The organism is Burkholderia sp. b14 (assembly GCF_900156195.1).
Taxonomy (GTDB): domain Bacteria; phylum Pseudomonadota; class Gammaproteobacteria; order Burkholderiales; family Burkholderiaceae; genus Mycetohabitans.
This window is the reverse complement of record NZ_FTPJ01000003.1, coordinates 119,197-134,535: the sequence shown is the minus strand read 5'-3', so window position 1 is coordinate 134,535 and position 15,339 is coordinate 119,197. Positions and strand designations below refer to the sequence as shown.

7 protein-coding genes and 2 pseudogenes are annotated in these 15,339 nt (G+C 58.0%); all 9 read right to left on the bottom strand.

All coding sequences use genetic code 11. The features are described from left to right. Positions 1–3 precede the first annotated feature (3 nt). Entirely contained in the window at positions 4–219 is a 216-nt protein-coding gene (locus B0B13_RS05155; protein WP_076794811.1) for a hypothetical protein, read from the bottom strand. Between the two features lie 124 nt (positions 220–343). Continuing rightward, positions 344–1,402, bottom strand: a pseudogene (locus B0B13_RS05150) (IS5 family transposase); the annotation flags it as partial. A gap of 57 nt (positions 1,403–1,459) precedes the next feature. Beyond that, a complete protein-coding gene (gene ltrA, locus B0B13_RS05145) occupies positions 1,460–2,953 on the bottom strand; it encodes a group II intron reverse transcriptase/maturase (RefSeq protein ID WP_083703643.1) in 1,494 nt (497 codons plus the stop codon). A 362-nt stretch (positions 2,954–3,315) separates the two neighbouring features. Next, positions 3,316–3,579: pseudogene (locus B0B13_RS05135) on the bottom strand (transposase); the annotation flags it as partial. A gap of 121 nt (positions 3,580–3,700) precedes the next feature. Then, positions 3,701–4,168, bottom strand: coding sequence for a hypothetical protein (locus tag B0B13_RS19120; protein WP_237573803.1), 468 nt, complete (start codon positions 4,166–4,168; stop codon positions 3,701–3,703). Positions 4,169–4,523: 355 nt separating this feature from the next. Beyond that, positions 4,524–4,796 carry a hypothetical protein gene (locus B0B13_RS17745; RefSeq protein ID WP_139337327.1) on the bottom strand — a complete coding sequence of 91 codons (273 nt, stop codon included), beginning with the start codon at positions 4,794–4,796 and terminating at the stop codon, positions 4,524–4,526. Between the two features lie 659 nt (positions 4,797–5,455). Further along, complete coding sequence (locus tag B0B13_RS19115; RefSeq protein ID WP_237573802.1) at positions 5,456–5,653, bottom strand: hypothetical protein; 198 nt, start codon at positions 5,651–5,653, stop codon at positions 5,456–5,458. Positions 5,654–5,749: 96 nt separating this feature from the next. Next, positions 5,750–6,010, bottom strand: coding sequence for a hypothetical protein (locus B0B13_RS05120; RefSeq protein WP_076794805.1), 261 nt, complete (start codon positions 6,008–6,010; stop codon positions 5,750–5,752). 8 nt (positions 6,011–6,018) lie between these two features. Further along, positions 6,019–15,234, bottom strand: coding sequence for a two-partner secretion domain-containing protein (locus B0B13_RS05115; RefSeq protein ID WP_076794802.1), 9,216 nt, complete (start codon positions 15,232–15,234; stop codon positions 6,019–6,021). Between the last annotated feature and the right edge of the window lie 105 nt (positions 15,235–15,339).

The following is a 15,339-nucleotide window of genomic DNA, read 5'->3' as shown; positions in this document are numbered from 1 at the left end:
GCTTCATCCAATTTGAATACCAAACGGCATATCCCTGCAATAAGAAATGACCAGCATCCAGCGCCAATTACGGAGGCCAAGCAAACAGTAGAGCAGATTTGGAATGTCGCATACAATCTGCGCCAGTTCATTTTTCATCTCCTGTTTGCCGAACATCGTTGACGACGGCAGCTCCCTTCGCTCCAACACCGTAAAGCAAGACGCCTTGCGTCGTGCCATATGGCCAAGGCTGCTTAATAAATGGCAGCAAGTTCACATTATCGATACGTGGAACCGTCACGCCAAACATCGAAACAGGCCTATTTAGTCTGTCCTGAACAATTCGCTTTGCTCTGCGGCGAATTCATGCTGCTGACACCATGTGAGCCTCACGATTGAGCAGAGCAAGCCCGATCAGGGCGCAAAAAAGCCGCAGCTTGCGCAGGATCATGCGCAGGTTGTGGCCGGCGCCGCACAGCACCGCATGAATCGCATCGCCCAGCGTACCCTTGAGCCAATTTCGATCGAGCTTGCCGTCTGACTTCATGTGTCCGATGGCCGGCTCGATTGCACTGCGACGCCGAATCATTGCTCGCAGGCCGCGCGTAATGCCGCGTCGCAAGCCGGGATAATAGAGCTTCACGCCATCGACCGCGACGCCCTTGTAGCCGCGGTCCACGACAGCCATTTGCGGCTGAACGTCGCTCAGGATCGCCGCCTGTTCCAACGCTTCGGCCAGCGTGTGTCCATCGTAGGGATTGCCGGGCATCGAACGAGCTCCGATTACCAGACCCTCCTTGTGCGTCGTCGTGATCGACACCTTCACGCCGAATTCGTACGGCTTGCGTGGTTTGCCTTTCGCCAAGCACTCGACTTCCGGCGCATGCAGCGCATACAGCTTGTTTTTGTCCTTGTGCTTTTGCGTGAGAATTCGCTTCGTGCGGCCAATCAGCGCTTCCAACGCCGCGCGACTTTGCTCAGCGACGCCGTCCAGCTGCCTCTGGACATCACGCATCACGCGTCCTACTCGAGAACGCAAAGTGCGCAGCGCTTTGTTCATCCGCTTGTACTGCTTTGCATGCGCATAGCGGCCTACCTGGCTTGCCAGACGCGGCGCCTCGCGATTGTAATTTTGCCGCAGCTTCAGCCTGTGCCGGGCGGCCGCTTTTACCAGATGTTCCCGGCAACGTTCGAGCAAACGCGAGTCGGTAGGATGCGCAATCGCCTGTTCCATCACCGTTGTATCGACAATCAAGCGCTTCAGGCTCGAAGTCTTGATGACGTTCGCGCGTTTGGCCGCTTCGATCGTCTCGGCCAACAGTTCTTCAACGCCGGCTTCGCCTAGCCGCTTGCGCCAGCGCGTCAGGCTCGACGGATCAATCGGCGGCTTCGTCTGCAAGTACGTCTGGCCGGTGAACACCTGATTGCGGTAGGAATACCCGTTACCCGATACCCCCGCTTAGATCCGAACGTGCCCAATTCAGGCATTCGGCTCCCACCTCGGGTGATTGACGGCAAATCGGCGATCTGGCCAAGCATGAAGAATTTGCGGTTGAGGCAGCCACTCGTCTGCCAGACGCTCAATACGCTGCCACGTCATCGTGTCCTTCTGACTGCGCCGCCGGAGCGTGCGCCGCCAGATGTTCATTATGCCGTGCCGGAACGCACGCAACGCCCGGATATTGGTCGGAACGGCATGGTATGCAAAGTAGCCCCGAACGATCTGCGCCAGCCAAAGCCCTTGTGAGGCGATCGGCTCATGCATTCGCAAGCGCATTTGCTCCTTGACCTGCTTAAGCTTGGCGCGCAGCCGGTCCTTACGGCTTTTGCGCTTGAGTTGGAAGCTGCCGTTGCGTGACGTCCCACTGATGTGAGTGAAACCCAGATAAGCAAACGTCTGCGGCTTGCCCATGCCCTTACGCCTTCGCCGCTCGGCGGCATACCGACCAAACTCCAGCACACGGGTCTTCTCCGGATGCAGCGTGAGGTCGAACTCCTCCATGCGTTGCCGCAGCTCCTTCATCAGCCGCAGCGCATCTGCTTCGTGCTGGAAGCCCACCACCGTATCGTCCGCATATCGCGACACCACCACCGTGCCACGGGCTCGCTGACGCCGCCAACGTTCTATCCACAAATCAAAGACATAGTGCAGATAGATATTGGCCAGTAATGGGGAGATCACCGAACCCTGGGGCGTACCGGCCTGTACCGACATCAACCGGCCATTGTCCAGCACCCCAGCATCGAGCCATTTGCCGATCAGGCGAATGACTCTCGGGTCCGCCACCCGGTGCTTCACGAAACGGATCAACCATTGCCTGTTGACGGTGTCGAAAAAACTTCGAATGTCGGCATCCAGAATCCAGTTTACCGGTCGCCACTGAATCGCTGCAGCCAATGCATCGAGTGCATCATGCTGGTTACAACCCGAACGAAATCCATACGAGAAGCCGAGGAAGTCTTCCTCATAAATGGCGTTTAGAACCTCAACCATTACGCTCTGCACAAGCTTGTCTTCCAGCGCGGCGACACCCAAGGGCCTGAGACCTGCGTCTGCCTTGGGTATATAACGTCGCAGCACTGGCAGGGCACGGTAGCTCCCTGTATGAACCCGCCTGTGCAGGTCCCGGAGATTGCTCCCCAGTCCCACTTCATAACTTTGCCACGTCACACCATCGACTCCCGGTGTTGCCTTACGTTTGAGCGCATAGAATGCAACGCTCAGCCGCTCGACGGTGACGTGGTGCAGCAACGTCGTGAAACGCATCTTCTTATGCTGTCTCGCCAACTGCCGTACGCGATCCAGTCCCTGTGACACGCTTGCCCGGTTCTGTGCCCGGCACGTGTGATTCTGGTTCGCGTTCCCCTCGGTCCCCGCCTTTGGCTCCACCCACTCCGCGGCCGGTTTCCCGACCTTGTTCGCAGGTTTCTTCGCTACTATGGCGGAGTCTGACTTCTCACGTCCGTGCATCATCGGCTTCGGCTCCTCGCCTTCCCGACGCGGGCCTGGCCAGTACCGCTACAACGCCAGGTCAGACGTGAGATCTCCCGCCTCCCGTGCAAGGCGCTTGCGTGCATGCCAGGTTCTACGACCACGCCGGATCGGCAGGCACTCGCGATGTCGCGCCCGCTCATATTGCCTTCCACGTACTGGAGCGCGTCAGCATCCGGGATATCAACCCTTTCGTGGCTCCATGGCTGGCCTGCACGTTCCCCTGCCGACGCTTCGCTGACCTTCTCACGGATGCCCGCGCACGGCTCGGGGGCGATGTCGCTCGCTATGCCTTCATCGTAGTGGACTCTCACCACCTACACCTTGCCGGTCTCCCGGCGCACCCAGTATGGGTTCTCCAGCCATTGCCAGACCAAGTCCTCATCCGACAAGTCGAACGCATGCTGCAAGTACAGCAGCCCCGCGATCAAACGCGGCGACGTTGCCGGCCGGCCGCGCTGCGACACGAAGCTCGTGCTCATCGCCGTGCTCAATCGGTCCCAATCAATCAGATCGGCCAGACGAACCAATGGATGCTTTAAGTTGATCTGCTCGCGCAGCGGCTGGCGGAACAAATCTCCCTCTGGCGCCGGCGTCTTCGGACCCATTCAACCCTCGTCGAAATTTGCAGGAAATTCACGCCAATATGCCTGCCTCTTGCAATTCCCACAATACCTTTTCAGCTTCCCAGCCTTGCTGCATAAGCCTGGACGGATTGTTCAGGTCCGACTAATTAATACCGTTTATTGTGGTTGGTACATTAGTGACAGGCTCAACTTTCATCGGGCTTTCGCTTATGCCAACAGGTATATCAGTTGGACGGTTTGCGACGTGTTTCTCCTCATGTGACGCAGCATTATTATCCACAATTGGGGTGATTTTGCCCTTGACCGCTGCAACCGCTTTCCCTGCTCCAACACCTGCCACTGTACCTACAACCGCCTCGCCTACCTGCTGCCCTATCTGCCGACCCGCCGGTGCATAGTTCCCGTCACCCGCCTGCGTCACCACATGACGCGTCGCCTCCTGCATCTGCTGCGCCGTGCCTTGAGGATCCGTAATGAGCCCATACGCGCCTTTAACCCCGCCCCACAGCGTATCTAACGGATGCCCGATCGTGTCAGCCAACCCTTGCCCCATCCCGGCCAAGTATCCTCCTACCGTCCCCAATGCCAATTGAGGCGGCGGGTTCGTCATCTGCGGCGCCGCGCTGAAGATCGTACTGTCGTTACGCTAATATCCAGCCGCCGCGCCAAACAACGGCACCGTATCGTCCCACAGGGCTTCCCCGATCGTCTCACCGGGATGAGCCGCCGCATACGCATTCAAATAGTTCGATGCGTCCTGGTCTCAACCACCCTGACTCGCCGCCGTCGTATCTACTTGCCGCAGCAACTGGGCCGCGAGCCTATCGGTGGCTTCCTCCACCGTCATTCCGACGTGTGCCACCGCGTACGCCGGTGCGATGTTTCGTTTAATGCGCTTTCTCTCGTCCTTGCGCGAATTCGCAACCTGATGCAGCAGCCTGTTGAAGCGGAAAATCAGATCGTTACTAGCATCGCGTTTTAACAGCAATCAAAAGCATGCGTATTACTTCAATCGCGATCACCAGGACGACAACTATTTTAATGACGTACAAAATCGCTCCATGCTTCCTCAACTGTGCTTCTGACATGCCAACTATATTTAAAATAGCAGATGCCCAAGCAACAACCACAGGAAGATACACAAATCCCAAATAAACAAGAACAATTCCTAATACACGCGTACATGTTCCTTTCCATCCATCGTCGCAAATTAACACGTCAATTTTCGATATTCTCATTTCTGTGGCTCCTTGCTCGGCACGAATGACGACGTGCCTTGAACTATAGAACCCGCAGTGGCACCGCCAAATCCAGGGAAGGGATTTCTAACACCTTGTAACAAGGCAGGAATCTTAGGATTCAGATTTGGGTAAATGAATGGCCGTGTCACTTGTGTGAGTCCTCGGGTTGTGGCTGAGCCAACGAGATAGCCGCCCACTCCAGACAAAACACCGACTCCACCAGCGTACAGGGTGCTGTTCGATTCACCGTAGTAGGTATTGTTGAAAAATGTATTGGTAACGCTACTAGCACCGCCCAACAATATGTTTCCCACGAATCCAGTGTTCGCACCAATGGATCCTGCGATTGCACCAGTCGCCCCCGCTAGTGCCGACTGTGCTGGCCGGACCGTACCGGATTGCGCATACTGACCAGCAGCATCCATACCTGCACCAGTCGAGGCTCCTATCGTGGCAAACCCGATATTTCCAACAGCTACCGCAACTGGAGCACCAACGGCCAACGCACCACCTGCCACTGCCGCAATTGTTGCCCCGCCTATTAGGTTCCTATCCGCTTGCTCCTTACTTACACTGCTGTTGATTTGCTCTGCCGATGGATAATTTAAATCCACTCCATCCGGATAATGTCCCGCATACATGCTCGGATTGGCCTTCTAATCTGGCGTCGCATAGAACATATAGCCTAGCCCGCTTTCACCGTCTGCCGGCAGCATCCCATGTGCCCACTTCAAGAATTCGTGGGGGCGCTGATTCCATTCGCCTGGCGAGCCATTCTGTACTTGCAGGTTTGCCTGTATTGTCAACTCTTCACGCACCTGTTCAGCGGTCAAACCGTAACGCTTCGCATACATCGCTTCACGATCACTGATTCACTTCCTCTCCTGCGGATGCAACTGCCGGTTGGAGAGAAGCGCTGCGCGAATGGAAACATTCATGTGAATTCATATCTACCAATCTTCTAAAGCATGAGAATATTGAGCAAATACATGAAGTAAGTCAGCATATTTGAACAACGGCCCGTCGGTATCTGCAAAATACCATTGATATTTGTCCTCCACCGGGGGCACTACCTTACCCTGTTCAATCTCCTCAAATAAGCCGCTCATAAATCTCAGCACCATTTCCGCATCGTCATCTACTTTTGCATAGCGAGCCAATAGTTCGTGCAATGCACGCGCCTTCTCTTGCAAATTCTTGACTTTATCCACACTTCACCTCAGCGCAACGTAAATGGATTAATCTTGAAAGGCTCAATCCACTGACCTCGGTTCGGCACAATGACTTGCTGCGCTCCGCCAGGCATCGTTACCATTCCCTGCGAAGTTCCCGCAACTTCCGATACAAACACATTCGGCGCAATGCCCGCTTTGGGCGTAATAGCGTAGTAATCCACGCCCTTACCCATCATGTTAGCCGCTTGGGTTGCCGGTAAACCCAAAATCTGGCCCGCTTGTTCAGGTGTCATCGTTGCGATTGCGCGTGCTTGCTCGGGACTCAACCAGTAACCACTGTACGGTGAGATACTATCGCCCTTTGGCACCACCTTCACCAACGTCGTACCTGGCGATGCCGTTCCTATTCGTGGCAAACTCGTGCCTGATTCAATGTAGCTTTGAGCAATTTCCTCAATGTATTTTTGGGACATACCCGGATTTCCCATCCGAATCTCCCGCATCAGTGCTTGCGCCTGGGGTGATTGCATCATCTCTGGCGGCACTTTAACGCCATCGGTCATGAAATCTTTATAACTAGCCGCGCTCAGCTTGTTCAACGCCGCCGCCCGGTCAGTAATGGCGTTCGCCACCGCTCCCGCCGTCACTGCACTGCCCAATCCCAATCCCGCTTCAAGCAGACTTGCCGCACCCGGCGACAATCCAAGCCCCGTCAACGCCTGGTTCAAATAGGTCGATTCCGGCTGCCCTGACACCGTCTGCTTCGCGCCCGCTATCAGTACATCTGCACTCGTACCCGCCACAAATGCATTCGCCACGCAGCCAAGGCCTGTCGTACACGTTATCGGCGCACTCGCTACTGCTCCGGCAACACCCATCGCACCCAATGTCGCTTGCGCTGCCCCCGCACCCCGAGACGTGAACTGATACGTGTTGTTCCACTGTTTCGCAGCATCGATATTCGCGTCACTGAATAAGCCCGACGTCGTATAACCGAACAGGCCGTCTTGTTGCGAAAGTATCCGGCGTTCATCGGCCAACGCATCGCTCGCACCGAATTCCGCGATTTGCTTGAAATGCTGATAGGCCGCACTGTCCTCTGGGTATTCCGCATAGCATTTCGCCATCGCACAGGCTGCTGCCGCCAGCCGAGCTTCTTTAACTTCGTCTTTTCCTGCGAGTTCTCTGATACGCTGCTTCTCTTCTAGATGCAACTGCCGATTAAACCGATCGACGTTGTACGCCGCCTGCGCACCCTGCGCCCCGCCGACCACGCCCCCCGCCACGCTCGACATCACATTCGCCACCAAGTTGCCCAGCGTCTTGTCCAAGTCCGCGTTGCCGGTCGGCTTCTGATCCGCAATCTGCCGGCTCACCGCATCAAGCTTATTCGCCAGCAACGCCGATACCAACGACCCCGCGCCGCTTTGCGCCGCCCCCAACAGCCCTCCGCCAATGCCTCCCACCAGCGAGCCACCCGCGCTCTGCAGACCAACACGGTAGCGCCCGCTCTCACCCCATTGCTCCGCTTCAGCCAAATACTGCTGCTTCTGTTGCGGATCGTCGCTCTCGCTAGCCGCCTGGAGCAAGGCGTCGCGCTTGGCATCCGCCACGTCCCCGATCCGACGCGCAACCGCCTCGCCGGCATCACGCATCGCGCTCATCAGCTCGCCCTGATTCTGCAAACTCTGCTGGACGTCCGGCGTCTTGTCCACCCGACCGTTCAGATTCGTCGCATCGCGGTTCAGCCCCGCGATAGCCTGCTTTTGTTGATCAGGGTTCGTGATCTCGATCTCAGCAGCGCTGATCGCGCTTTGCGTACGGGCACGGCTACTGCCGCTTTCACTCAGATACAGCGGCGACGCCCCCCCGGCATTCTTGCCCGAGCTCGATCCGGTCGGCTGATACACATTGCCGCCGTCGCCTGTCGTCGCGCCACCACTGATGCCCAAGGTGCTTGCCTGGTAATCCGAGTGGTTCTCAATCGCCGAGTAGCTCAGCGTGCCAGTCTTCAGACGATTCTGCGCTTTCACCGCCTCACTCGCAATAAACGCCCCCTTCAGATCGGTGTTGCCCTTCACGGCAATGTCAAAACCGCCTTCGCCAGCCTCGATCCCCGCCTGCTCGGTAACGCTCGCGTAATTGCCACGCGCGTTGCCGTTCTGCACGTTGAAACTGGCACTGCCCCCGCCCTGGCTCACGTTCAGCCCGACGCCCGCGCTATGCTGGCGCGCCGCACTTACGCTGGTGTCCTGGACGCTCGCCACATTCAGGTCGCCCTGCACGTCGGCGACCACCCGATTGCCCTTCACGTTCGCGCCCACAACGTTCGTATCGCCACCGCTCTTAATCGTCACGCTCTCGCGTGCGCGAACGTGCGTGTTGTTCTGCATCGCCCCGTCCGAGTTGCCGTCGCCGTTGGCACGCGCGGCCGACGCCGACACGCCAAGCCCCTTCGTGCCAATCGATACGCCGACGCTGCCGCTTGTCGAGCCATGGTCGTGACGCACACGCTCAGTGTCGGTGCTGTTGAGCAGATCGACCCGATCGGTGGCCGCAAGGTGGACGTTTTGCGCATCAATCTGCGAGCCGCGAATGATTACGTTCCCTTGGCCTGGGTCCTTCTCGCCCGTCGCCTGGAATTTTGTGAGCCCGCCTGCCTGCACGCGATTGCCGCGCGCCTGCGTACTGTCCTCGCTGAACACTGAGCGGCTGCCGGACGAGCCGATGCTCACCGTCAGCTTCGCTTCGGGCATCTCGCCCTTGGCCAGCGTGCCTAATTCGCCCGGCACTGACTGGTACGCATCGTACAGGCCACTGGCCCCGGCTAGCCCGCGCAGCGCCCGTACCCGATCGTCTTGACTGTGGGCACCCGCGCTGGCCTGCTGTACCACATTATTCACCGCTGCGATGCCCGGCGTTTGGATCCCGAGCGTCACGCCGCTTTGCCGCATCGCCTGTTGTCCGCTATGGTGCTGTTCATCAGTCGCAGTCTGCAGCGTCACCGTCTTCGCCGTGCCCACCACGTCCTTCGCGGCGATGAGGTCGCTGCCTTTCACGTGCAACTCGTTGCCCGCCTCGATCGTCACGCTGTCCTTGACCGAACCGACCACGCTGCCGTGATGCGTGAGCGACGAGGATTGCGCCTGGTCCGATTGCGCGCGCGAGCCAATCGTCACGGCCAGTCCGTCTCCGGCTAGCAGGCCCGATTGACGGTGGCGGTAGTCATTCGATTCCTGCGCCGTGCTTTGCGCGGTACCGATATTCACGTTGTTTGCCGCCGCCAATGCCGTGCCATGCGTGCTCACCACGGCACTGCCCCGCACGTTCAGGTCATGACCCGCTGATACGCTCACCGTCTCACCTGACACCAGTGAGCCGTGCGCGTTGCTGCCCGCATAACTGCGCGCAGTATCCGTTGATGAACTTGACAAAAATTTGTCCGCTTCGGAATGGCTGGCTGCATCGCCGCGGGTACGCGTACGCGTCTGGGCGATCGTTACGTCGCCCGACGCAGCTAGGTTCACCGCGCCATTACCCTGTCCTTTCGTGCCGGCCACAATATTTGAACCCAGCACTTCAAGCCGTTTGCCGGACGCAGCTTGACCCGCCACCACCGTGGCACTACCGCCTGTTGACAGCTGGCTAGCTACGTTCGTCTCCACCATATGATTGTCATACGCCCAATCACGACCATGCGCACCGGTCAAATTCACAGCGGCGCGATTTGTCGCGCCCCGGATGGTGACATGACCAGCGCCGACAAGCGCCATATCCGCGTCCGATGTCAGCGTGCTACCCGTCACACCAATATCGCCACCGCTCGCTACGCCCAGGCTGCCGCCCGTGTGCAGCGCACTGCCCACCTGTGTCGTATTCTGATATGCGCTGGTATTGCGCGCATCGCTGTGCGTCTGAATGGTCGAGCCCGTCTCCACTGTACCGATGTTCACCGCGTGGCCTGCCATCACGCCAAGGTTGCCCCCCGTTGTCACCCGCGCGCCTTTCACCGTCAGGTCATGACCGGCCTGCATCAGCATCTCACCGCTCGCGTTCAGCGTACCGAGCGCGCCGATCGACGTATGCGTCGACGTGCCGGTCGTGAAATGCTGGGCCTCAGTACGAGTGAGCGACTGATTGATGATGTCGCGGCCGGCCATCAAGGCGAGGTTGTCGGCATGGATGGCTCCCCCCAAATTCTGGATGTCGTTGCTCGCAGCCAGTGCCGCATCGCCCTTTGCAGCGATCGTCCCGCCTTGATTCACGATGTCTGTGCCCTTGATCTGAACGGTATTGCCCGAGATCAGTGCGCCGCTCGGCGTCACATCGACGTGGTTCGATTTCGCGAGGTAGACTTGTGGCGCAAGTACCGTCTGCTGGCTACCATCCGCTAGCGTGATCGTTTGATTCACCAACCAGACGATGTCCGTCGTCAGTGCCTCCATCTGGGCGTCCGTTAGCGCTATGCCGGGTTTTAGGCTGAACTGTTTGCCAAACACCGCGCCATGAGTCATCAGCTGCTTGTATTCGTCCTCGTTGCTGGTAAAGCCCTCCAGATAGCGTTTGCCCGTCAGCTGAGTCACCTGTGCCATGACCAGCTGCGACTCGTAATAGCCGTCACCGATCCGTTTTTGAACGGTTTGCGGGTTCAAATCGAGCTGGCCAAGCATGTAATCACTCGAGACGAACTGGGTATAGCTTGTGAAACGCGGATCAGTGACCACCAGATACGGATGATTGGGTGCCGATTGGATGGTAAACAAACCACTCGTGGGCAACTTCAGTTGAGGCCGGCTAGTGCGCACGCCCGCGACCGTCTTAATTACACCGGGCGTACCTGAGCGCTGTTTTGCGCCCCTCGGGGCGCCCACGCCTTGGCCCTTAAGATCGATATCCGGCAGGCCCAGTGCAGCTGCGTCCGCGCCCACCGGTACGGGCGTCGCCTGCACACTGATATTGCGAGTCTCGCCTGCATCAATGGTGACAGCCTGGTTGCTCGTGACCGTGCCGCCGGCGATGCCAGTCGTGAAGGTGATGGAGGGATTCGTCCACGTAACCCACTGTGCCGGGGTGCCGGGATAGGGATCTTTCACGTGGTTATACCCGGATTGGTTGGTGAATGAATACGTTTTGGTCAACTGGGTTGACGTATTCTTAATCACCGCGGCGCCATGACCATTCGGCACCTTTTGGCCATTGACGTTCAAGTCGCCACCCGCGGCGATCGTGCCATTGTCGTTGTTCACCAGCTCACCGATCGTCAAGTTCATCGCCGCGCCTGAGGTCAACAGCGCGGGCGCACCGCTGTTGGGCGACAATTCGGTCTCGGTCACCGTTTGGTGAGCGATCCGCTGGGTCTCGACCGGCCAATGGCCTTCACGGCGCCTCTCTGTTTCTTTCATAAACTGCGTGTTCGGGTCGGTATAGCCCGGGTAAGTTTCGATTCGCACACAGTCTGTTGTGCAATTACCGTAATGGTTCGAGTAGGCCGTATTGCTAAAACTTCTCAAATAGGTATTTTTTGAAAACTTTTCATCCCACGCGGTACCGCCCTGCTGATCCGGATTCGATTGTCCGTGTTTTACATCATACGCATAGAGTGTCACTTGACCGGCCGGGAGCGTAACACGCCAATCTTGCTGATACTGGGTTTGATACAGGCCACTATTCTTCCACTCGAACACCGATGCATTCCACGGCAGGTTCACAACAAGCTGAGTCACCCAATAGCCGTCCGGCGTCAGGATCGGTGTCGATGAGATGATATCGGCTGGATTGACATAGTACGCGTGGTGCATGTGCACATTCGCATCTTGGAACGCGGGTGAACTACCCGGCGGAGAGGGCCTCCACCACGGCAACTGGCGCATGGTGTGCGTCGAACTTGACGAACGGGTCTCTGTCTGTACATTTTGACGGATATTGTTGAGCTGACGGGCCGCGATGTTCATCAGACCATGCGCTTCCATCGTCGACGACAAATTGTTCACCGTGTCAATTAGATTAATCAGTCTGCCGCTTGCATCCTTCTGGTCATCTTTCGCGATGTTTAAGTCGCCGAGACTAACAAGCGTTGCGCCGTTCCGGTTCGTGACAGTGTTGGCTCCATAGAGGTTGACCTGCTGCGTGCCCGCCATGACCGCCCGCGCACCATCGTTGACGATCGTGTTCGCCGTGTGCGTGAGTGTGCCGCCGATGATCGAACCCGTGTTCGTCAGATGCTGGCTGGTCGTCGTAACCGCATGGCCGTCAATTTTCCCTTCGTTGATTAGCTCGCCGCTGCCGGCCTCAAGCGTAGTTATCCCCGTGCCAGTCACCCCTTGTATGCCCGACCTGATCTCGCCTCGATTGATTAAACCGTTCGAGCGGGTGGTCAGATTACCGACTGCCGACAGCTTGCCAGTGTTCGTCAGCTGACCCGTCGTTGAGAAGGTCAGGTTGCGGTTTGCAGTGATCTGGTTGTTCGCACCGTGCGTGTAGTCGTCTTGCAGTGAAATGGCCGCATCGCGACCGCCGATGAGCTGACCATCGCCGATGAGCGAGACCGCGCTGAGCTTCAGGTCCCGTGCGCTCGCGATGGTGCCGGCATGCTGAGTCAGCACGCCGGTCTGAATCGTAATGTCGCCACTTGAGCCTTTCGGATTCGCGATCTGGCCGCTCGTGTTGTCAAGGCTCGCGACAGTCAGCTTGACCTTCGTCGCGCTGATCTGGCCGTCCACATTCGATAAGACGGCGTGCGGCTGCTCGACGGTCAGCATACCATCCGCCGTGAGTTGGCCCGCATTGGTAAGCTGGTCCGTATTCTTAAAAGTCAGGTCCCGATCGGCGACAATTTGGCCATTCGCGCCGTTTTGCACGGCGGCGCTGTCGATCGTCACGTTCCCTTTGCCGCGAATAACACCCCTATGGGTCTGGCCGTTCGTATTGGCATTATGGAGCGACGCGGCCTTAATCAACGTGTGAACCGTACCGGTGTCGGCGATTTGGCCATTCGTATTGTCGAGCTCTTGGGCGGATACGGCGAGCGTGCCGGTGGAACTCCGGTTGACGAGCTTGCCCTCTTGATTGAAAAGCGTGTCGGCGGACGATACTTCGAGCCCATTCCCGCCTTGCACGACACCTTGATTGTTTTTAAACGTCGACGCAGAGGTAAGTGTGACGGAGCCGGTCTTCGTACGGATGACACCGCCGGTATTGTCAATCGATTGACCGTCCACATTGAGCACACTGGCCGAGTCAATCAAACCACTAAGGTTTGTCAGCGTGCTGGCGCCAGTCACTTTCAGTGTGCCGCTGCCGCCGTGATAAAGCGTGCCGCTATTGTTCGTCAAGCTGCCTGCTTCAGACTTGAGCGTTAGATTTTCGCCGTTGCTTCGAATCGTGCCCAATGTATTATCGAACTTGTGGGTTATGCGAACCACTGTGTCGCCTTTGCCCGTTTGTGCAATCACCCCTTTCTCATTCGTGAGCGAATCGGCCGTCACATCCAACCGTTTCGCGCTCAGCGTACCGTCATTGTTATTGATGGACTGGCCGCTGACCTTCAGCATTCCTTTCGCCGTGACGCGACCTCTGTTGGTGAGCGTGCCGGCCTGCACTTTGACGTTGCCATTGCCGCCAATCACGCCGCCTTGATCACCCATCACCGTATGACCCGCCGCGTTCGTCAGTGGGCCCACCGTCGTCACCGACAGCTCATCATCGCTTTTCGATGTGACGCGCCCAGCCGTATTATCCAGTGAGCCGGCCTTCACGAGGACGCGCCCGGCTGCTCGCGCGAGCCCGCGCAGATTGTCCATCTTCCCCGCTACGTCGATATCCAATGTCGATTCTGAAAAAATCTGCCCGTCCTGATTCAACAATGCCGCGGCGCGGATCGTCTGCGTGTCGCCTGACGACAGCTTGCCTTGGTTATGGTTCACTACGCCATCGTCCGCGATGATGCGCGCAGTGCCTTGTGACACCACTTCCGCGCCGGTCAAGTCGATATCGCCAGACTTCGCGTAGAGTTCCAAATGACCGTCGGTAAGTGTGTTGCTGTGCTTCAGGTCAACGGCGGCACCTTCAAGCGTCATGTTGCCGCCCGCCAATTGATGGCCTGTGGCGACCAGTGAACCGGTGGCCTTGACCTCGAGCTCGCCTGCGCTGTCGATCACGCCGTCGGCATCGGCTCCGGCGCCCAACCCACCGCTTGAGTTCACCCTGTGCGCTTCGACCTTCAAGTTGCGTTGGGCTGCGAGCGTACCGACATTACTCAGCAAACTCGCGCTTGAAACCGACACGTCTTGTTTGCCGTAAAGCTTGCCATCATTTTGAATGTCAGCCTGCGCGCGCACGCTTAATAGACCGCTTGCATTGGTTTGACTCGTTGGCGTGAGCGTGAGCTTGCCGTTTGCGCACAGCGTCAAATCACCGGCCTGCGCGCTAATCGTACCCGCGCTGTGCACTCCCACACCGTGTTCGGTGCCAACCATCACAATCCGATCGGCGTACATACCGCCGAGTTGGCCAACGTCAATCGATACGCTTGGCGCCGGCCCGTCGCCTTGAATGGTCGTGGCCGCTAGCGTAGCGTAAGGCACTTGGTTCGCGCCGCTCACCACGTTCAAGTTTTTGGCGCGAATTTCGGTGTTCACCTGCACCGCGCGTGCGATCAGGTCCACTTGATCGATGTTCAACGCATTAAACTTTGCACCATGCACAGTCACCAGCCCACGCGACACATTGAAGCCGGCTAGCGAGCCGTCTGCGCCATAGTACGGTTGTCCGGTCGTCAGCGTCGCCCGGCTCGTGTTGATAAAGCCCCCGCCGTTCACGATAATGCCCGACGGATTAGCGACCACCACCTCAGCGCGCGGACCGGCCACCTCTACAGGGCCACGCAGCTGGCTTGCTTCTAGACTATGAACCTCGTTGACGATGAGGCGCGCCGACTGATTCGGGCCGAAGTGCGGATTGCCGTTGATATAGCCTGCTCGACCCGTTTTAACAATCGCCGAAGCATTGTTTAGGATCGCGCCGGGCGCTTGGACGTCGAACTGATGGTAGTGATTGACCGACACGCCTGCCCCGGACGGCCGGGCAATATCGACCTGCGGCAAACCATTTTGCGTTTGGATGACTCGCGTCTCGCCCCCAGGAGCCGGCACGATTTGCGCAAGACCCCACGCTGGCCACGCGCTCAGCCAGAGCGCCACGAAGCGGGCGCGGCCCACACGCCACACCGGCTCAACACCCACTAGAATCCAACGCGTTGCCATAGAGATTCGCCTCGTTGGGCAATTGAACTACCTTAGTATAAGATTCGCCATTGGCCAACCGCCTGTGCCGTGCCCCGGACACCGCCCCCATTCAATCGGAAAAAA